The sequence below is a fragment of the Affinirhizobium capsici genome (assembly GCF_977018625.1).
Map to the genome: position 1 here is coordinate 89,738 of NZ_CDRNXD010000003.1, position 20,358 is coordinate 110,095.

The 20,358-nt window shown below is 57.2% G+C and carries 17 protein-coding genes; 3 read left to right on the top strand and 14 right to left on the bottom strand.

Annotation, left to right across the window (positions count from 1 at the left end; all coding sequences use genetic code 11):
- Window positions 1-20 precede the first annotated feature (20 nt).
- From AC0JZ1_RS03095 to AC0JZ1_RS03140, 10 genes are all read right to left on the bottom strand, one after another.
- Window positions 21-476 (bottom strand): hypothetical protein, encoded by a 456-nt coding sequence (locus tag AC0JZ1_RS03095; RefSeq protein ID WP_471880994.1) that lies wholly within the window; start codon window positions 474-476, stop codon window positions 21-23.
- Window positions 477-478: 2 nt separating this feature from the next.
- Window positions 479-2,608, bottom strand: a complete 2,130-nt coding sequence (locus AC0JZ1_RS03100) for an AAA family ATPase (RefSeq protein ID WP_471880995.1) — start codon at window positions 2,606-2,608, stop codon at window positions 479-481.
- A complete protein-coding gene (locus AC0JZ1_RS03105) occupies window positions 2,605-2,835 on the bottom strand; it encodes a hypothetical protein (RefSeq protein ID WP_471880996.1) in 231 nt (76 codons plus the stop codon). The genes AC0JZ1_RS03100 and AC0JZ1_RS03105 overlap by 4 nt, the downstream gene beginning before the upstream one ends.
- 10 nt (window positions 2,836-2,845) lie before the next feature.
- A complete protein-coding gene (locus tag AC0JZ1_RS03110; RefSeq protein ID WP_471880997.1) occupies window positions 2,846-5,002 on the bottom strand; it encodes a DEAD/DEAH box helicase family protein in 2,157 nt (718 codons plus the stop codon).
- 115 nt (window positions 5,003-5,117) lie between these two features.
- A complete protein-coding gene (locus tag AC0JZ1_RS03115) occupies window positions 5,118-5,957 on the bottom strand; it encodes a phosphoadenosine phosphosulfate reductase family protein (RefSeq protein WP_471880998.1) in 840 nt (279 codons plus the stop codon).
- A 2-nt stretch (window positions 5,958-5,959) separates the two neighbouring features.
- Complete coding sequence (locus tag AC0JZ1_RS03120) at window positions 5,960-9,289, bottom strand: hypothetical protein (protein WP_471880999.1); 3,330 nt, start codon at window positions 9,287-9,289, stop codon at window positions 5,960-5,962.
- On the bottom strand, window positions 9,286-10,212 hold the full coding sequence (locus AC0JZ1_RS03125; protein ID WP_471881000.1) for a DUF4007 family protein: 927 nt from the start codon (window positions 10,210-10,212) through the stop codon (window positions 9,286-9,288). Before AC0JZ1_RS03125 ends, AC0JZ1_RS03120 begins: the two co-directional genes overlap by 4 nt.
- 34 nt (window positions 10,213-10,246) lie before the next feature.
- Window positions 10,247-11,389 (bottom strand): cysteine desulfurase family protein, encoded by a 1,143-nt coding sequence (locus AC0JZ1_RS03130; protein ID WP_471881001.1) that lies wholly within the window; start codon window positions 11,387-11,389, stop codon window positions 10,247-10,249.
- 116 nt (window positions 11,390-11,505) lie between these two features.
- The gene (locus AC0JZ1_RS03135; protein WP_471881002.1) at window positions 11,506-11,751 is read right to left on the bottom strand and encodes a hypothetical protein; all 246 of its coding nucleotides are present in this window, start codon (window positions 11,749-11,751) and stop codon (window positions 11,506-11,508) included.
- Between the two features lie 534 nt (window positions 11,752-12,285).
- Window positions 12,286-13,182: a DMT family transporter gene (locus AC0JZ1_RS03140; RefSeq protein ID WP_471881003.1), complete on the bottom strand. Its 897-nt coding sequence runs from the start codon at window positions 13,180-13,182 to the stop codon at window positions 12,286-12,288.
- Window positions 13,183-13,339: 157 nt separating this feature from the next.
- Here AC0JZ1_RS03140 and AC0JZ1_RS03145 point away from each other — a divergent pair, with 157 nt between their 5' ends.
- On the top strand, window positions 13,340-14,227 hold the full coding sequence (locus AC0JZ1_RS03145; protein ID WP_471881004.1) for a LysR family transcriptional regulator: 888 nt from the start codon (window positions 13,340-13,342) through the stop codon (window positions 14,225-14,227).
- A gap of 181 nt (window positions 14,228-14,408) precedes the next feature.
- Here the strand turns inward: AC0JZ1_RS03145 and AC0JZ1_RS03150 are convergent, their stop codons facing one another.
- The 3 genes from AC0JZ1_RS03150 to AC0JZ1_RS03160 form a co-directional block, all read right to left on the bottom strand.
- Entirely contained in the window at window positions 14,409-15,434 is a 1,026-nt protein-coding gene (locus tag AC0JZ1_RS03150; RefSeq protein WP_471881005.1) for an MBL fold metallo-hydrolase, read from the bottom strand.
- Window positions 15,435-15,597: 163 nt separating this feature from the next.
- Entirely contained in the window at window positions 15,598-16,515 is a 918-nt protein-coding gene (locus tag AC0JZ1_RS03155) for a LysR family transcriptional regulator (RefSeq protein WP_471881006.1), read from the bottom strand.
- 78 nt (window positions 16,516-16,593) lie between these two features.
- Entirely contained in the window at window positions 16,594-17,250 is a 657-nt protein-coding gene (locus AC0JZ1_RS03160; protein WP_022557112.1) for a TetR/AcrR family transcriptional regulator, read from the bottom strand.
- A 71-nt stretch (window positions 17,251-17,321) separates the two neighbouring features.
- Here AC0JZ1_RS03160 and AC0JZ1_RS03165 point away from each other — a divergent pair, with 71 nt between their 5' ends.
- Window positions 17,322-18,053 carry an SDR family oxidoreductase gene (locus AC0JZ1_RS03165; RefSeq protein WP_471881007.1) on the top strand — a complete coding sequence of 244 codons (732 nt, stop codon included), beginning with the start codon at window positions 17,322-17,324 and terminating at the stop codon, window positions 18,051-18,053.
- A 140-nt stretch (window positions 18,054-18,193) separates the two neighbouring features.
- The gene (locus AC0JZ1_RS03170; RefSeq protein ID WP_471881008.1) at window positions 18,194-19,174 is read left to right on the top strand and encodes a helix-turn-helix domain-containing protein; all 981 of its coding nucleotides are present in this window, start codon (window positions 18,194-18,196) and stop codon (window positions 19,172-19,174) included.
- A 19-nt stretch (window positions 19,175-19,193) separates the two neighbouring features.
- Here AC0JZ1_RS03170 and AC0JZ1_RS03175 read toward each other — a convergent pair whose 3' ends face one another.
- Complete coding sequence (locus tag AC0JZ1_RS03175; RefSeq protein WP_471881009.1) at window positions 19,194-20,129, bottom strand: hypothetical protein; 936 nt, start codon at window positions 20,127-20,129, stop codon at window positions 19,194-19,196.
- Window positions 20,130-20,358: the final 229 nt, after the last annotated feature.

The following is a 20,358-nucleotide window of genomic DNA, read 5'->3' on the forward strand; positions in this document are numbered from 1 at the left end:
AGAGAAGCTCATGACGGCGGTCAGTTTGCAAGAAGTTCGACGAGCGAGTCACAGAGACCAAAGGCTTCATCATCAAGATTTTCCTCAAGGACCTCGATGAGATGTGGCATTCCGGCGAAAGCCAGACCGTTCGCGATGCGCATCATAGCTCGGCCATCCGTCACAATCGACGGGTCGCCAGTCTGCCCGATGGCAACTAGCTTCAGGGCGTGAATTCGCCATTCCGGCGACGAGATCGCGGCGCCTTCCGCGGCCTTGTAAGTCGCCACCCCGCTTAGATCCAGCGGTTTCAATCCCTTTTTTACCGCGACGCCGATTGCTAGAAACCAGAAATCGACCATGCGTGGAAACGGCTTTCGATCGAAATCGTTGACCGTGCTCGCACCGGTGGTCTGAGAATAACGCTGGAAGAATTCCTGAAACTCATTCGGAGCATTGATTTCGGCGTTCAGGAAGGGGTTCGTATTGCTGCTCATGGTTACGCGAACTCCGCTTCTTGATCTTCGATGGTAACGTCCATCCTGCGGGCGCAAACATCGCATTCCTGGTCATACGAGCATCCGCACTTGACGATCTGCCTGGTGTTTGTCTTGGGTTGATGAACCAACATGGTCGGGTAATGCGCCGGATTTGTCAGGGTGACGACCTCGCCCGCATATTGCTTGAGGATCGCTTCAGTTCCGGCGATTTCGGACCGTGTCAGGAAAAGCACCAACTGAGCGCTGTGCTGGATTGCGGCCCTAAGGACCGAAGCCTTCACATACCCGCTCATCATCCCCAAGGGCGTGTCGATGATGTTGGGGGCTTCGACTTCACTGACCTGCGTCAGCGCCAAAATGAAAGCCAACGTCAGCGCGCGTCTCGAGGCTCCATTCAGGTCTCTATCCGGGTTAAGCGGTCGATCATCAGGTCCGACGACAACGATGTCGAACTCGGCGCTAATAGCGGCCTGTCGGATAATCGCACCCTGGTCCGGATCAGCACCGATCATGTCGAGGAAGATGTCATTCATCAATCCGCTGACGCGCTGCAGCTCGTCTGATTTCAGACGTGCCAGCGCGCGATCGAAGATCAGCCAGAGATCTTGGGAGACCAGCAACTCGCTGCGGAGCCGATCTCCCTTCACGCCTTCCTTTAAGCCCTTGTCGCGATCGGCGACCGCTTCCGCCCTCTCCAGCTTCGCGCGCTCGAGCTTAAAGCGGGTTCTGGCGGTGATTTCTCCCTGCTCATCTGCAGTGCGCCGGGCAGCCTTGCGGGAGGTCTGGAGCGCTTGAACGTCGATATCAGGAATTGCCGCCATCTTTGCTTCGATTTGAGCCTCGCGGCTGTTGAGCTGGTTGATCGCCGCGCCTACTGTCTTTCGGTTTTCGAGATGAGCGGTGTAGCGCGCTTTCCATCCGTTTGTAGGCAGCGGCTCCATCAGTGTTTTCGCCCCGAAATAGAGCTCCGTGATCAGCATTTTTGCCGCGTCTGCGCTGCGGCTCTGTTCCACCAAAGCCTCTATATGCTTCTTGCGACGTTCCGCGTCCGGCTCGTGAGACGACAGCGGCTCCCCGCAGATGCAGGTGCCTTCCTTCAGCCGTTCCAGCAGGACCGGAATTGCCTGGTTCGGAATGTCACCTTGCTCCCTCAGTTTATCGAGTTGTTCCGTGGCTTTCTCGATGTGACCGGCCAGAAGCTGTCGAGCTAGTAGCTGGTCTTTGATGAGATCTCCCAGCTCACGGGCAAGCGTGAGCTCCCTCAGTTTCTCACGCTTCAGCTGCGCCTGCACCCCATGCAGCTCTTCGACCAGTTCTGCCTTGTTACCTGCCTTCAAAGCGGTCTCGATCTGCCTAGTCAGCTTCTCAAAATATTCCTCGGCACGGGTCTGCTCGTCGATAGCTTTCGTCAGGACTGCTTCATTATCAGCAATGTCTTGGTCGAGCTCTTCGATCCTTTTGGAGGCACGCCGAACACGCTCGCTGGCATTTGTCTCCTTGACCTGCTTATTGATATCGGCGCCCGCAGCCTTGATGTGCTTGCCAGCCTCTTCCACGATGGAGAGACCGAGCAGAGCCTTGATCGCGTTTTCCACGCGCTTACGCTTGATCGTCATGCTGTCTGCTTCAATAAAGCTCAATGCACGATCGCCATCGGTAAAGAAGATCTCCCGAAGTTCCGGCGGCAACTCGATCCGCAGCCTGTTTTCCGGGTGATCTTCGCGTTTGGATCCGCTGGCACCTGTCAGCTCGTACATCTCCAAGGTCGACTCGCCCCGGGTCCACTTGGTCTGATCCAGCGCTTCGACGGCGCGACGAATGACGCGGTAGCGTCGCTCCTCGGTCGCAAAACCTGCGCGTTTGGTGATTGTCACTTCGAAATCGACGTGGACTTCGATCGGACAGGACCGTGATGGCCAGTCAATGGGCCCAAGACGGTAGCTTTTGGCTTCGCCTGGCAATGCGTCGTCGCCGAAGAATGCCCATTGCATGGCCGTGAGGATCGTCGTCTTGCCTGTTTCGTTTTCTGCCCGAATGACGGTGAGGTTCCTCGCTGGGTCAGTGGAAAACTGGATTTCGAGGTCACGAAGAAGGCGAAAGTTCTCGAACCTGGCTCGCAGAAGTTTCATTTCGTTTCTCCCGGCTCTTGCGCAAGTCTTGTGGCAAGCTCATTGCCTAGATTGTTTATCTGGTCGGCAATGTCCTTACGAACATTACGGTGAACGAAACGATGCTTCCGCTCGATGCTGACGATCTCCGCGACGAGGGTTTTCATTTCCTCGCGATAGCCGGGAAATCGCTCCTCAACTTTGAGAGCCTCTTCCAGAATGATGTCAACGACACGTTTTGAATCCAAGATTTCCCCCTCAGGATAGGTCGAATGCGTATTCTTGAAGCTTCTCAAGCGCTGCTATCGGCCCATCAGCAGCCCCGAAATTTCGCGATAGCCTCGCGAACTCCTGCACGCGTTTCAGTTCACCCCTTGCCAACTGCTTGGCGTCCTCATCGCCCAGCATCTCGGCCGGCGGCATTGCCACGAAATCATGTATGACGCCGTGGCTTTTGCCAACAGCATCGCATTTTCGGAGAATTCTCCCGCGCCTCTGCGTCCATTGTCGTTCAACGGTATTGCTCGCCAGAATATAAGCACGCTTGATTTGCGGAACGTTCACCCCTTCATCGAGGACACGCTTGGCCGTCAGTACCTGCAGGCTTCCCGACTGAAAATAACTGAGTATCTTCCCCGTCCCCTTGCGATCGCGCGTCTCTTCCGATGTCAGCTGATGAAAAAGAACGCCACGATCCCTGAGGATCCCATTGACTGCCTCAAGCTGCCGCGGTGCTTTGTCGGTCGCATAGATGAGCTCATAGCCCAGCTCGCTGGCGCGCTCGGAGTCAAGAAGTCGTTCGAGCTCCTCGAGCTTCTTGGTTGCGATCTCGACAATCAATCGCCGCTTGCGAATAAGATTGTCGAGCTGCGGGTCGCTTTCGCCGGAGGCAAGTTTCCAGGAGAGGCGCCTGATCTGTTCAGAAAGCGCCGCGAATTCGTCCATCTCTTCCTGCGTCAGGGAGACGAGATGGACGTAGTAGTCGTAGGGAACGAGGCAGACACCGATGGCCTCTTCTAGGCTGAATTCGAAGCACGGCTGTCCAAAGAATTCGAAGAGCCTGTCCGTGCCTTCTGGATCATACTGGCGGACAGGTGTTGCTGACAGACCAAGCCGATATTGGAAAAATTCAGGGCGGCGGCTCAAGAAACCTGCGCTGCCAAGATTGTGAACCTCATCGGCGATCAGAAGCTTGCCCACCGTTAGACGAGCAAGTTGCGATTGAAACTCCGGGTCTGTCAAGATGTCGTGGCTGACCACCAGAACCTCAACGCTCGCAAGTCCGAGCTTGAGATTGCGACCTGCCTCACCGATGAGCCGCCTTCGATCAGCTGGACCACCACCATCCGACAGGTTCTTCGGCAGAATGCCGAACAACGCGGCTTCGTCGCACCACTGCATGACGAGCGGCACATAAGGTGCGGCAATTACGATCAGCAGGGGACCAACATCCTGATGTAACTTGTAGCTTGCGATAAGCGACGTAAGTGTTTTACCGGATCCGGTCGCCATAGCAAGAATGCCGCGCCGGTTGGCCGCTAACCATGCCTGGACCGCAGCACCTTGATGTTTGAACGGGCCAGTCTCGTATTCCAGCCAATCAGGAATGTGGAATCCGGCATCCGGCGATGGTGGACCGCCAGAAACAGCAGGGAATGGATCTTCTACAGGAGCAGCCGCTTTCCTCGCCCGTTTCCAAAGGGCCGTTGCTTCCTCCTCAGTCGGCTGACTTCCGTTTCCGTAGTCCGATAGTAGCTTTTCTTCGATTGCCGCAGGAAGACGCACGACAACGCAATCAGGGTCGTGGCCGCCCCAAACATCATCGAACTCTCGTCGCACGCGACGCTCGGTCTTGTCCTGCGTCGTGTCCATCCAGGCGCGGGCAAGCGCAACCTGTTCTCTGTTTCGGCGGAGCGCAGCCCCTGTCAAGTTGCTGGAGCCATGAAAGACGAGCCGTTTTTCACCAATTCCCAGCAGCCAGACTTTTGGATGGAACAAGCCATTTTTTTGGATCGCCACGCGAAAATCCAGGCGCTTCTGTTTGATCAGCCAAGCTAGACAGGTAAGGGTGTGGCGCGACAAGTCTTGAGCGTCGGGCACACCATCGGCAAACAGCCCTGCAGCGAGGATTTCTGCGGAGGTGAGTCCCTCTCGCAATGCCTCTTGGTCGCGTTCGGAAACGAAAGGGCTGACAACCAGACGCAACGGCTTGTCGGAGTGTCGCAGAAAGGTCGCTAGACCAGGCGCAATCTCGGCAAGCGAAGAGCTAGAGAAAAAGCCCATCATGCAGTCGAGATAGCTGCTGCAAGCAATTGCCGGGATAAGCGCTTCAAGGAAGTCATCGCCAGGAAGAAAAAAGATCGGTTCAGCATCTTCCAGCCGTTGTATGGCCGACAGCTCATTTACAACGTTCAACCGGCAGTCCCCCAACCCGGAATGTTTCGGGAGATACTATCATGGCGTCAGCAGATATCAAATGCTTTCAACCGCTCCGGGAGCGGTCGGCAGGCAACGCTAGCGCCATTTCTTGTCACTTATGGCAAATGACACAGCCAGCAGAACTCTCGTCGATACCGTAAATGTCATCCACCGTCAGGCCCTGCGATCCGGCGAGAGGATTGGATCGGCGGCGCGCCAAAAGACGGGTCCGGCGGGTTTCGAATTCCTGCTCGATCATCTTTATGCGCTCTGGTCGGCTCAGTTCTTCAAGGCTTTCGCCTTGACTCCAGGTGAAGGGGGAACCGTGATCCTGAGCAGTTTTCTCATAGCTGCGCGCATCTTCGAAGGCCTTGGGGTGCTCGCGCAAGAGCCTGACCCATTCGATCTTCTGCTGGAAGAAGCAGAAGGTGCATCCCGAGCGGGTCCGCCAGCGATAATATTCCGGCTCGCCCAGCCCAGCGCTTTCCAGCATCTCGATGACGCCGGCGCGGTTGATTCCGTCATCGCGCAGCGGGAAATGAACACGCATGTTACCATGCGTGGCCTGGTAACCCTCGCGGCTCGGCTCGTCAGCACGAATTGCCACATAGGAATGAATGGTCACGCCGGCCTCCAGATCGCTGCGCAACCATTGTTCCAGGGGCCGCAGTTTGAGTTGCCGGGTGCACCATCTTGTCTTGGGCGACGGCAAGAAATGATTGTATTCCTTGAGCCAGAAGTCGAAGTCGCGATCCGGATTCAAGCGAATGATCGGCTTTCCGAGGAAACCCTCAAGCTTATCGAGGAATGAGTAAACCTCCTCAAGCTCCTTACCCGTGTCCGTAAAGAAGTATTCGAGGTCAACCTCCGGGCGGGTCTGACGCATGTGAACCGCGAGGGCTGCGCTATCACGTCCGCCTGAAATTCCGAGGATATGCCGTTCGTTCGTCATGCTCAAATCCCCTCGACCTCCTGTCCGGCCGAAAGGCGTTCGACAATCCGGGCCAAAGCAGCCAATGACACGGCTGAGCGGAGGTCTTTCGCTTTCAGCTGTTCCAAGAGCTCCTCGGCGACGTTATCGGCTTGAGCGAATTCTTCGTCCGAAACGTGGAACGCGTGGAACATAGGTTTCTCGCTCGGATCGAGTCCGATCATTACCGAAATCGCCTTTGCTGTCGGAGCGCGGCCCTTAACGGCGGCGTAGGCTTCGGCATCGCGGAAGCGACGCGCAAGCTTGGCCAGCTCGAACATCGCTTGTTCCTGCTCGCGATCCGACCAGTTACGTGGGGGTTTGTGCACAAGAAGACTTGCCAAGCCTTCAATGTCTCCCTTGCCACCCTCGAAACTCCCTGCACGCATAATGAAAGCTTCCAATCGAAGGTCACCGGAGACGCCTGCCGCTGTGGACGATCTGAACCCTATTCCCTCGAATGTTTCGGGGTTGACGCTAAGATGCTCAGCAAGCCGCCGTGTCACGTCGTGCAACATCGCCGGATATGCGGTTTCCGCCTTCAGCAATGCGGCGGCGACGGCAACTGCGGGATCGGTTTCCCCCTGCAAAGCGTGATTAAGGTCGGAAAACAGCAGCGCTTCAGGGTCGCTGGCTTTCAGAACAACGTCACGAATTTTTCGGATCTTCTCGTCGATCTGTGAAGTGCGTTGGGCCCAAAGTGGAAGAGCGTGGAAGCGCTGAAACAGCGCGGAAGCCACCGGAAGGGCTTCAGCTTCCACGGGAGTCTGCTCGGTTGAAAGGAGTGCAGCCAACTGTCGGACGAACTCTTCGTCTCGTTTCGAGCGGGAGATGCGACGAAAGACAATCGCAGAGGGATCTTGGAGCAGGCGGTCTGCAACGACATCGTCAATAGCCGCCTGATAGAGTCCATCGACATAAACGGCAACGAGGCTTCGATGGGCGAGCAAGTAAGCCATGGCCAGAATCGGCATCACACCACGTTTGATCCCGTAAGGCCGTCGTGACCAGAGATCAAACAACTCTCCGAGGTTGACGGTCTTTTCCGACAAGAGCTTCCAAGCCGGCAGCAAGCTCCTTCCGGCGTCACTCTCGTCCGGATCGTTGAACCGCCAAACGCCGCTGTCGTCCTGCCGGTGAAGGCCTAAAGGCGCCAATACCGTCAGATAATGACCGCGCTCGACAGGATAATTTTCGATGCCGAGATCTTGAGCGTCGGGCTTTGCCACCATTGCATGCATGATGTTGCGCAGTCCCGCCATCGCACTTGAAGACGGCTTATCTCGGTAAAGTAACTCTGATTTAATGATTGGCGCGCTGTGGAAGGCTTGGGAACAAAGTGAAGAGGCAACGACACTCAGGCTCTTGCCGGCCAGGCTTTCTTGACGTTCCGCGAATGACCACCAGGAAGAGACTGAGAAGGCTTCCAACAACTCACTTCGGACCGTATCGGTGATAAAAGCCTTTCTCGCGGTCAGCTCGCGCCTCGCGATCCGGTCGCCCTCCAGTCGTGGATGAGATGCTTCGATCTGATCGAGCGCATAAAGATCGGTCGCATAATCCCTGAGCCGCGAAATGCTATCCGTCGCCGCGACTGCACCAAGCAAGCCAATATTATCGAGTTCCAAGCTCAAGGTCTGGGCGACTGCCTCGAGTTCGGCATCAAATGTTGTCGGATCCGGCACTAATAGGACAAGAATGCCGGACGAATTTCGCTTGCGCTTGAGGAGGGTAGTCGCGGTCTTTTGGGCCCACGGCTTCGGATCGCCCGTGACGTCATCGGCAAATTGCAAGATGACGTCAAATACCCGCAGAGCACCGCTGTTGAAGTAGTGGCTCTTGCCGGCAATGGGGCCAACGCCAAGGCGCGCGGGCAGATCGGTGAACATGCCGGAATCGAGCTTGTCGCCGACCTTTGCTATTGCCTCATCCAGATCAAAATCGCTGCCGGCAAACAGGGCGTAGCCACCGAGGCGTGGCTGCCGAATGAGAATGGCTCGATTGACGAGGTCCTCCAGTGCGTCGTGAACCTGCTGTTGAGTTGCATCCGGTGCGCAAAGCGTCAGAACGTCGTCGGAGACTGCAAGACCCGACCCATTGCGGAAGAGTTCGATAATAGCTGCGGACTTTGTCAACCTCGCAGCAAGCGCTCCCTGCAGGGCGGCCCGCTCGACGGCCTCAATAGCCAGAGTCATCCTGTTGCCGTCTGGGCCCACCGACAGCGCGGTTCCGAAATTGGCGACGAGGTAGTCCCAAAGCTGGTCGGGTCCGTAAAACGCATTGGTTCCGGTTTCGCGAGACTGGAGGTGAGCCTGAAAACCGTGCGGCTCGGCGGAGGACAGAAAGCCGAATACACTGCGCTCGTTCTGTGCAAACCTCTGCCGAGAAACCGGTCCGAGCAACAGAGCGCTGACAGGGTGAAGCGGCCAGGTTTCTGAGAGCACCTTGGTTATGAGGCCTACATCGACCGGCCGGCGCTGCGAAACGGCCAGTGCCGTACGCGATGCCAATTCAGTTGATGCCTGCGGGCGTTCATCGCAGCGAATTGCCCGTGCTAAGAGGGCTGCGACTTCGTCTGGTTGGGCTACAAAGGGCACGTTTTGAAAGCGGCCTTGGACCTTGGCCCATTCATCGCGCGCGCTCCGGTTCAAGCGGCCGGCATATTGCTCAAAAGACTGATGAAGGATGCCGATAACGACCAGCCGTCCTTCAGACCGGGCTGCCCGCTCGGCGAGATCCTGGAGCAGATGGACATCGCCCCCATCGCTCATCGCATGTTCCAGGAATTTGCCGAGTTCATCGATGACAATCAGCAAGCCGCCCTTTTTCCCAGCGGCTTGTTCCAGCGCGTCGATCAGGGCCCGGTCGTCCATTGCTACACGCGCCCTGACATCTTCGCTCCAGGCGAATGTCTCTGCCGCAGCCTCTACGAGGGCATTCGAAAGACTTGTGCGACGGCCGGTTAGCGCCAGAATCGCCCAGGATTTCCCGCGTCCGGCAAAAGCTTTGGAAAAAGACATGCTCAGCTCGGCGCCGGCAATCTCCTCCGCAAGAGCAAGTTGTTTTCTATTTCCTCCGACAAGGTTTGCAACGAGCAGCGCAGCGCATGATTTGCCGCCGCCATACGGTCCCGTCCACGTAAAAGCGTATTGTCCGCCCTCGATCAAGCCACTCAGCATCGTATTGAGTGACTTGCGCACGCTCGTTTGCAGCACGTAACCGGTGAGGGGCGGCGTGCCGTTCAGGTCGGTATCGAGGCGAGCCGACAATGCAAAACGACGTTCGACCGTGACAACATCCGCGAGCCTTTTCATGCTGCCACCCGCCGATGGTAGCTAGACACAATGAGCGACGCATCCTCGATCGACGTGAGGTGGCCCTTTAAAGCGACCTGACGCAGCCCGGCTGTATCGGTCCAGGCCATTGCGCCATCGGTGATGTCCGCTATCCGCATCAGCCTAAGCACGAGGCTATCCTCATCCAGTTTGAAAACACGCCCCGGTGACCCCGGACCATATTGCGCCTGCTCGACCGACAGTGTCGGGGCGGTGGGATGGTGACGTTGCCAGAACCTCTTCAGCACAAGCGCGAAGACGCCGTCTGAGAGTGTGTTCTTTGGCCCACGTATAAACTCCAGTTGGCCACTCGATCGAAGCTCGCGCAGCAAGCCGAGCTCGACAAGGAGAGGTTCAGAGGCTTCTTCCCCGTGATCGCTGCTCCGGGGTGCATAACTGCGCACGAAGACCTCGACATCACGTTTCAGAGTGTCGGCAGTCGCGCGTCCACCACGTTGCGCGACGACGGCGCTCATGGCCTGCACAAGCTCATCGCGAGAAAACGTTAACTGATTGATTCGATTGAATGCGTAGTAGAATGTTGTCGCCACGTCGGGTGTCGAAACGAACTGCGCGTGAATGAGCCACAACGTAGAGTGGTGCTCAAGGAACGGGTCTAATCCCTCGTTCTCGAAGATCTGCCGCCCGAAAGGGGTGGCAGTGAGATGACTCTCGCCATCGTGCAAGACGTTGGCTGCGAGCGCCCAATGCCGCATCGACAATGCCATGTTCTTGCCAACTCCAAAGCGTGCAATCGCGCTTTGTTCATGGAAAACACGTCGGTCTATGCCCCCCGGAGCGGAGGCTACGTCGAACGCCTTCTTAAGCCACAGCAGGCGCAAGGGAAAAGTCTCGTGTCCCGAGACGCGAATAGTGGTGGTAAGGTCAAGAAGGTCATCCATGGTCGGTGATGCTACTGGAGAGCACTGCCAGTGGTCAACGGCAATCTCGGACTGCGGTGGCGAGAAGCTGTGCCGCCTGCACAATTTCTTCGTGTGTGTTGTAACGGGAACAAAATATCCGGACAGTTTCTGAAGCTTGTTCCTGCGAGAGCCCCATAGCAGACAACACATGCGATTCGCTAATCTGACCGCTGTTGCAGGCAGAACCCTCTGATATTGCTAGTTTATCTCCGATTTTTCCTATTAACGACGCTGCCTCAATTCCAGGAAACCGCAGGCTGACGCTGCCAGGGACTCGCATCACGACGGGCACATTCTCGATGAAAGCTGTCTGCCGGTCCTGTAGCTCTTTCAAGAGAAGGATGCTTAGCTCGGAAGAATGACGGTGGTCGGCGGACAGCCTAGATTGGGCCACCTTCGCAGCCATTCCGAAACCGACCGTCAAAGGCGTTGGAACCGTTCCAGGGCGAATGCCGCCCTCTTGCCCGCCACCGAGTTGCAGAGGCAACGGCCGCAGGGCTGAGGCGGCCGACACGAAGAGGGCGCCGATCCCCATTGGCCCGTACATTTTGTGAGACGAGAGGCTCGCCAGGTCGAATTCTGATACGTCGATTGCGACCTTCCCGGCGGCCTGCGAGGCATCCACATGCACTAAGGCGTCGAAAGCGCGTGCAAGGTTCGTAATTTGAGCAAGGGGTTGAATTGACCCAATCTCGTTATTCACTGCCATTACGGACACCATTAAGGTATCTTCATTGATCAACGTTGAAAGTTCGTCAAGATCGACCACGCCCTGCGAAGTGACAGGGGCCTCGACGACGTCAAAGCCGAGCTTCTTAAGAGAATAGGCTGAGGACAGGACGCTCTTATGTTCGATTGCGGAAACAACAATCCGACGACGTGTAAGGCCACGCTCAAGGGCCGCCAGTGCTAGTCCTCTAATGGCGATGTTATTTGCCTCTGTCGCACCTGACGTAAACGTAATTTCTTGTGAAGCGACCGAAACCAAGTTTGCAACTTCCTCGCGCGCTGTCTCGACTGCTTGCGATGCGATCATGCCCCGAAGGTGGGGAGAATGAGAATTGGCGGCTTGTATGTGCCACCATGGCGACATTGCCTCAAACGCTTCGGGTGCAAGGGGAGTGGTCGAATGGCCGTCTAGATAGATGGAGGTCAAGGCAGGACTCACGATGAATAACTGGAACATATTGTAATGCGGTGAAAGAAGCTGTTCCAGCGCTCAACTCACCCATACGCGACGGCCGGTCTTGTTTGACGAGCCAGCCTGAGAAATCAGGAGGTTTGATGCATCCGACCCCACGTCCAACACTCCTCGCGGCAGGAATGGTGAACAGCCAGTTCATCGGCAAATGAGCGACCGATGCGACGTGCACCTTCGGCAAAACCGGAAAGAGCATTCCTCTCCAGCTCACCATCCTGCATGCCACTCTGATTTACACATATCGCCGTCAGTAGTGGGAGTTGTCGTGCATGGCAGATTTCCAGAAGCCGATCGAGATGACCATGTTTGCAGTTCATCTGATGCCGCTCCTTAATCCCCTCGACTCTGCTAGCCCTCGCCAGATCGCCATAGGTAATACAGATCCCTGCGATAGCCGCGCGCTTGAGCGCCGACAGCGATTTCTCGAGATCTAATCTTTGTCGACCGCCGGAGCGACGGCCGCGCTCCTCCAAGAGTTCATATTAAAGGTTTGCTTCCGTAAGTCCACGCTTTTCAAAGTTCGCGATCCACTGATTGATCTCGCTATCTGTTTTGTTCGTAAAAATCGGTCATCGTCGCACCATTCGTCAGTGACCACGCATAATGGGTTCTATTAGAGTAAGTGGATCGCGTCGTCGGTAGCATGAATAAAGCACATTATGATGGATTCCAGCTAGTTGGCACTTTCGGATTAGTGAGCCAGAGGTTCGAATCCTTTCAAGGCGTAACTTCCCCTTCTTGACTCAAAATTGTCATTCTACATGGACAACCTGTTGAGCCTCCCCGGGCTACCCTTCGAAGAGGTGGCGTCGGTTGCTCCCTCAACCCTTTTGTTCGAATTGGGCTGATACCTACGATCGCGATGTCATCCATACGCCGACCAGCGTTACCGCAAGTCCCATGAACATGGCGATCGTTAGAGGTTCTGAAAATAGTGCCCAGGCCCATAGCATCGTCACCGGTGGGCTGAGATAGATAGCAGCGCTGACCTTGGCCACCGGGAACAGTCGCAGGCTGGTGTAATAGACGGCGTAAGCAAGGAAGGTCGCGATCAACACGAGCCAGATTATCCCGAGCGCAAACTCGACGGTCATCGGCGGCGTAAGGCCCCCCTGCGTCGCCGCACATGCCCCGAACAGGACTGATCCGGTCAAGGTTTGAATGCAAAGGATCTGATGGATAGCAATTGTCTGATGTCGACGTCTCCTATGCAGCACCGAGGCGAACGCAAAGATGAGCATCGACCCCACAGTCACGCCGTATGCCCAAAGCGGAGCCGAACCGATACTGAGGCTGTCGATGGACACGATGAGAACGCCGACGACGGCGATGGCTGTGCCTATCCACTGCCTTGGTGAAAGACGCTCCCCGACAATGGGTTGGGATAGGGCGGCGATCGCGAGCGGCAGGAGGTCGGAGATCAATGCAACGAGACCCGTGGGAACCCTCTGCTCGATCGCGAGCGCAAAGCCACCGAGGTAAAGGAAAACAGACATGATGCCGAAGAGGGCCTGATCCCGGATCACCCTCAAAGACAGACTTGGTCCGATCGAAAGTGCAAAGGGAAGCAGGATCAGACCCGACAGGAGCGTCCGCCAAAACAGGAGAAGCATGACGCTGGCTTGCTCATTCGCGTAACGGATGCCGACGAAACCCGAACTCCAGCCGAGGATCAGCAGTGTCGCCAAAAAGGGCCAGAGCAGAGGGTGCCGTTTCGGCGCTGCGGAAGTGGGAAAAATGTTGGCCATGGCGCCCTCTGGGTATCTTTACGCGGGAATCGTAGGGCCATCTCTCGCAAAGCGCACATGACAAATATCGATGACGCGATGACATGTCTGAAATTTGTGTCATCTCAAAAGCCAATTGTGGTAGGGTAGTTTGCGAACAAATCGAGCGGAGAGGGCGTTGAAGGAAGTCAACGGACGCAGACTGGAGATCGACTCATTGCGGGCGCTTTCGGCGATCCGAAAACATGGCGGCATCACCAAGGCGGCTGTCGTGTTGGGGCTTTCACAGTCTGCGGTGAGCCACAAGATCAAGCGGCTGGAGATCAGCCTCGATTGCGAACTGCTCGGCCGCAAGCCCGGGGGGCCAATATTCACCGCCGCCGGAGAAGACCTTCTCGATTACGCCCGCCGTATTCTGGAGTTGCATGACGAAGCCTTGCTCAGCCTCTCGAAGACGCCACTGGCTGGACGGTTGGCGCTTGGCCTGACCGAGGATACGGCCTGCACCGATCTCGCCCGCATCCTGGGCCGGTTTCGGCGGCTACACCCCAACGTCACCGTTCGCACGAAAGTCCGCATGAGCTTGGTCCTGCGCGCCATGCTCGAACGGGGTGAGCTCGACGCCGCGATCATCCAGGTCTTCAGCCATGAGGTCCGCCCAACGGACATCGTGCTGTTTAGGGAGCAACTGCACTGGGTCAAGCATCCAGAGCTGGTGCTGGCGGTCGACCGCCCGATCCCATTCTTGTCGTTCGATGACGAATGCTTTTACCGACAGTGGGCGCTCGACATCGGCCAGGACGACGCGGTGCTTGAGACAGTCTTCGAATGTTCGAGTGCCGCGGGGATCGTCTCCGGCGTCAACGCGGCTATGGGCGTCGCGCTGTTGAGCGATCGGCATATCCGCGGCGAGATGAAAATCATGACAGAATGGCTTCCGCAGCCACCCGCATTAGCCTACATCGTGCGTCGAGCGCGTAAATTGAGGAATGCCGCCTTGGACAGCCTCGTGGCCGAGATCAAGAGGGACACGACCCGACAGGGCGGATTGGCGCTTGCGGGTTGATCTCCGCGAGATGTTTTCATGGTTCGCAATTCCTATCTCAGGCGCGGCCCTCGGCGGGGTTAATTGGAGGATCGTTTCACATATGGCAAGGTGAACTTTCCCACTCTAGCGAGACGTAGCTAAGAGGGCCGGTAAGAACAGACCGGCACGCTCGTTACTACTTATTCATCAGAACCGCTTCTTAGTTGCCGGCGCGGTTTCGGTATTCGAGGGGGTGCCAGGAGAACGTATCCGGCCCTTCTGCACGAATATAGCCAACGCCGGGGAAGGGGAGATGCGGGGCCGCAACAAGCTGGCGCTGTTCAGCGAAATCTTCGAAAGCATCCTTCCGAGCTAAAGCGGCTTGTTGCGGTTTGACATCATAAAGAATCGTTACGTTCGGGTCTGGAAACTGCACGGCCGCAACATGGATCACGTCGCCAATGAAAGTGAGGGATTTTTCTCTGCTTGAGACGGTAAAAAAGGCGCTGCCCGGTGTATGCCCGGGGTGAAGAGACGCCCGCACGCCCGGCAGGATCGTTTCGCCGTCTCCAAAGGTTTTCACCTTGCCGAGCCGCTCATAGACACCGATCGTTTTTGCTGCTTCGTCAAAATAACTCTCAGGATATACTGCCTTCTTTGCGTTCGACGAGTCGAGGAAGAAGCTCAGATCCGGCGCGCCGACGTGCACGGTGGCATTGCGAAACGCGGGTTGACCATTTCGCACCAGACCGCCGGTGTGATCGGTGTGGATGTGTGTAATGAGTATGTCAGAGATGTCATCAGCTGTGACGCCTACACTTGCAAGGCTGTCCAGTAGTTTTCCGCCATTCGCCGGACCAAACAAATCACCGGAGCCGGTATCCACAAGAATGTTTTTGCCTGGGCTCTGGATTAGAAATACGTTGATGGATGCTTCAACAGGGTTTGCCAGGAATGCCTTATCAAGCAGCTCCTTGGTATGGGACTGCGACGTGCCGGTCAGCAGCTTGTACAGGTCCTGGGGCACAGTTCCATCTGAAAGAGCAGTGATACGGAAATCTCCCAGGGGGAAACTATAACTGTCTGTAACCTGCTGATAGTTTGCGATAGCAGTTACGTTCTCTCCGGCAAACACAGGAGCAGATAATGCTGCGGCGAATGCTGCAGCGGCGAAAATCACAGGCATTTTTATGCGCATCGGTTTATTTCTCTCAACGTGGCTGTCGAATTGGACGACCGACACCATGTGCGTGTGTTGACTTATTGCGCCGAGACCGGGAGTCGTCCGCGGCGTCAACACCAGGTCATTTGGTGGGGCCGTTCGGAATATTTGACAGATCCGGGCAGGGCGCCAATCAGAACCGGCGATGCGACCTATCGCTGTAAATGATCATAGAGGATCACCGGACTCAGGATGTACCTGCAGATGAGTCAGCCACGATGGTTCGCAGCCATTGGTGCGCCGGATCAGACGTCATGCGAGGATGCCAGAAATACTTAAGAGCAAACTCGCCGAGTTCGATTGGCGGCTTGAACAGATCAAGGCTATGCGAAAAGCGCTCCAGCAGGCGCTTTGGCAGCGTGCATAGGCAGTCCGTTCCGGCGACAATCAGGGGCGCGAGCGCGTAGCTTTGCACCGAAACAGAAACTCTTCGACTTTTACCGTGCTCAGCCAGAACCTCATCGATCACGCCTGAAAACATTCCCCCGTTGGACGAGATTAATAGATGCTCATAGGCGCAAAACTCGTCGAGAGACAATGGTCCTCGGCCACGCGGATGACCTATTCGCTGTGCGGTCACGAGCTCGTCGGTGAATAGCCTACGGCCGATCAGGTCCAGAGGTGCATCGTTTGCAGCGCCGATATAAAGGTCAACATCGCCGCTCTCTAACTGCCGTCCTATGTGGCCGCGATCCGGAAAAACAAATCTGATGTTGATACCGGGAGCCTGCTTGTGAACGAGCGAAAGAAGCTCGGGAGCGACGATGGCCGCGGGATTGTCGGATGCCGCGATCGTGAACATCCGATCGCTTGAGGCTGGATCGAAAATATAAGCCTTTCGCCCGAACTGCTTGAGACGTTCAATGAGTTGATCAAGCTCGGGTTTGAGCGCCAGCGCATGGGGCGTGGCAACAATGCCCCTCCCGGTCGAAGCTGGAGTAAACAGCGGGTCGTTCAATAGATGCCGGAGCTTGTTGAGACGACCCGACAGTGCAGACTGCGTGATGTTCAATCTTGCTGCAGCGCGTGTCACATTCTCTTCTTGCAACAACGCATCCAGTGCAAGGAGGAGGGCGATCTCCAATTGTCCGACGCGGTGTACCAAGAGCAGGCTCCTAAACTTCTATGTGATCACGTCCAAAAATAGCCAGGGTGTGAAGACGGTGGTAGCCAACCGCGGTCATCAAACCACTTGGATCGGCGCCTGCATCTCACCCCCTGCCACAGCGAGGTAAGCGAGACACATGCGTTTCATCTCATCACGAATGGCGTCCTGGTCCGAAGGTGGCAGGTTGCGTTCGAAGACATTCCTGACCGTTCCGAAGATGACGGATAGAAGTGTCAAGTTGACGAGACTGATATCGCTGTAGCGAGCATTTGGGGCGCTTAACAGCATCGCCTTGGTCGCGGCATCCATGCGTCTTGCGAACGCATCAATCAACGCCTCATTGTCCAACTCGACCGCAGAGCTGTAGAGCGCGCGCGTAACATCACTGCGCTCCATTTTTGCTTCCCAGTACGCGGTAATGAGCGCCTCGACCATTTCAGCGGTCAACCGGCCATGAAGCTTGCGGCAGGTCATTTCCACTCGCTCTGCCAAACTGTCCAGGTAGCGTTCGTTGAGCGCGTAGAGCAAGGACTGCTTGTGCGGGAAGTATTGGTACATGGTGCCGACCGAGACCCCGGCGCGCTCGGCGACCCGCGTGGTCGTCAGACGATGTGTTCCCTCCTTGATCAAAACCTGAATGGTGGCTTCGAAAATCGCATCGATTGTCGAGCTAGAACGGGCTTGACGCGGCGTTTTGCGGGCTTTGAGATGACGTGGTGGGGAGACGTCCATATGCGAATCCAAAAGGCGAATGATTCTTCATATATTTAGCCGTGCATGCTCCCAATATGCAAAGGTGATTTATGATGGATAGAACGAAAATCGCGCTCGTGACGGGCGCCAATAAAGGCATCGGCTTTCAGATCGCACGGCAACTCGCGCAAGCCGGTGTCATGGTGTTGATGAGCGCCCGCGACAGGGCGCGGGGATGGGCCGCGGCGGATGAACTGGAGCGAGGCGGCCTCGCGGTGGAGCCGATTGTCATTAATGTGAATGACGAAAAGACCATCTCCGCCGCTTCCGAGGAGATCGCAGCGCGGCATGGCCGGCTCGACATTCTCGTGAACAATGCCGGCATCGTCGACGGCGCGGACGGTCCGCCGACGCTTGGAACTGTCCCTGCGGCCCGAAGGTTGATGGAGACGAATTTCCTCGGCAGCCTAGCCGTCACGCAGGCCATGTTGCCGCTGCTGCGCAAATCCGCGGCCGGTCGCATCGTCAATGTGTCCACGACGCTCGGCTCACTTCAGGTCAACGGCGATCCGACATCGCCCTATTATGAGGCGCGGCTGATCGGCTATAATGCCTCCAAGGCGGCGCTGAACATGCTGACGGTGCAGCTTGCAGCGGAACTCAAGGGCACGTCTATTGTCGTGAATTCGATTGCGCCGGGCTATGTCCAGACCGATCTCACCGGCGGCAATGGCTACATGACTCCGGAAGAAGGTGCGCGGCTGCCGGTGCAATATGCGCTGTTGGGCGATGGCGCCGTCTCCGGCCAGTTCGTCGCACCGGAGGGCCCCGTCGCCTGGTAATTGTGCCACGCCAGGGCCGGCTCTTGGCGACCCTACCAATCTCGGACGTCCGCCGACCTGGCCGCAACAAGTCTCGGACTTGCGCATTAACCGGCAGCACGCTGGTGGAAAACAGACCGATCGCACCAAGAGAAGAGGCCATGACCGAAATATCAGCTCCTGCCCTTTCGGAGGCGTTTGGTGCCGTCAGACCCGTCTGCGAAGGCGCGCCTTTGCCGGAAAAGACTGTGCCGGAGCGGACGTCGCCACGCGGTCTGGAGCAGTTCATCACCGGCCGAACGCTCCTCACCGGAGACAGTCTCGCGTGGAGCGATCTCTTCGTCCAGATCTACACGCGGCAGCAAAATCAGGACGCTTTTCTGGTGCCGGCAGTTGCCGAGCCGCTGATCGTCTGGATCATGTCGGGCGAGGCGGTGGTCGAGGAACGCGATCTGGATGGAGAGTGGTCGAGCGCTCATGTGAAGGTTGGCGATTTCTTCCTGACCCGCACGGACCGGCCCTACGAGATGCGATGGCGCGCCATGGGATCTGATCCGTTTAAGGTCATGCATCTCTATATGTCAGTCCCCCTGTTCGAGCGCGTGGCCTGCGATGTTCTCGGCTGCGTAGCAGCACCAGCCCTGCGCGATATCTCCGGTGGGCGAGACCAGCAGCTGACCCACTTTCTGCAGCTCATCCATCATGAGCTTGTGTCGGAAGGCAAGGGCAGCCAACTCTATGTCGAGGGGATCGCGCAAAGCCTTGCCGTGCATCTGATCCGCAATTACGCCACCGGCGCGAGTGAGGAGGGGCGGCAGGCCGCGCTGCCCGGCTACAAGCTGCGGCGGGCCATGGCGCATCTCGAGGAACATCTGGCCGAACCGTTTAACCTGGCGCAACTTGCGGCCACGACCGGAATGAGCGAGTTCCATTTCAGCCGCCTGTTCAAGAAAGCAACCGGCGTCTCACCCTCGCGCCATCTCATTCGCCAGCGGATCGCCAGGGCACAGCAGCTCCTGCAGGAGACGGATCTCAGCATTATCAGGGTCGGTATCGCGGTCGGTTATTCGAGCCCGAGCCATTTCGCCCAGGTATTCAAGCGCGAGACCGGCTTGCTTCCGAGGCAGTATCGCAAGCGCTGACCGCGTCGCTGCCCCGGTTTCACATCTCGGGCCGGGCCGGTGGAATGAGCATGCGCGACCTGTTATCCCATCGCCAGCAGGTGTGACCCTTCAGCTGTGTTCCGCCCCACCATCGATTGATGCCGCGGACCTTCACCATATCCGTTTCGCCGGCGAGTACGCTGCGGCCCAGAGCCGTCAATGCCAGCTGGCTGTCGCGAAAGGCGTCCAAGGCATCGACATCATCGGCGAAGTCGTCTTCGCCAAGTCGCCCGTTGAGGCCCTCGATGAGCGGAGCCGCGCCGGAGGCCAGGGAACTGAGCAGCGCAACGGTCTGCGGGAGCGCGATCAGCGGTGACGGAGATTGGGCGAAGACGCGCGCGATATCACCGACTCGGCGTGGCCTGGCGACGATACTCTCCAGAACCAGGTGCTCGCACGCGCCGAGGCCGGTATCGGCGCGCGGAAGATCGTCCAGCAACGCGTCCCACGCCTGATGCATGGCGGGAAAATGGGCCAGATCCTCAGGCGAAAGACTCAACCACGCCTCGGGCGACGGAGCGGCATAGGCGGACCAGATTGCTGTTGCGGCGGCCATATGCGCGCCATCCGCTTCGACCGGTAGTGCCACGGAATCGGGCGGCGTGCCGGCATCCACATGGGCCCATCGCAACGGTCCATGCCGGAGATGGATCTTGCCGCCATCCAGCCTGGCGGCATAGGCCCTGGTCAGTAGCAGGGCCATGAGAAGCTGACTGTTAGGATCGGGGTCGACGTAGATCTCTGCGCGATCGGCGGCATCCAGGCGGGACAGGACGCAGGCCTCATCCAGCTTCGCGGCCTCGGATGCCAGGGGCGTACGGATCAGCCGGAGCGGCAAAGAGACGATCTGCGGCTGGGATGTAGAGCGTGAATGATGTGCCTTGAGATATCCGGCAGCGCTGTTATCGGAGGTCAGGCAAATTAGATTTTGCATGCCTTCAGTTCCTTATCGTCGCAGTTCATTCCGCCCGCTTGCAGGTGCACAGCGGCCCGCCTCTTTGTCTCCCGTAGCTACGCATAACACCATCTCCTGGCGATCGCGAACTTTCGCGCAAGATCGCAACAGGCGGAGCAAGAGCACGAGAGAAGGGGCCTGCCGTCCGCCCCATCTTCTTCCTTGTCAACATGCAACCGCCGCCTGATCGGTGGCCAAGACAAGGAGT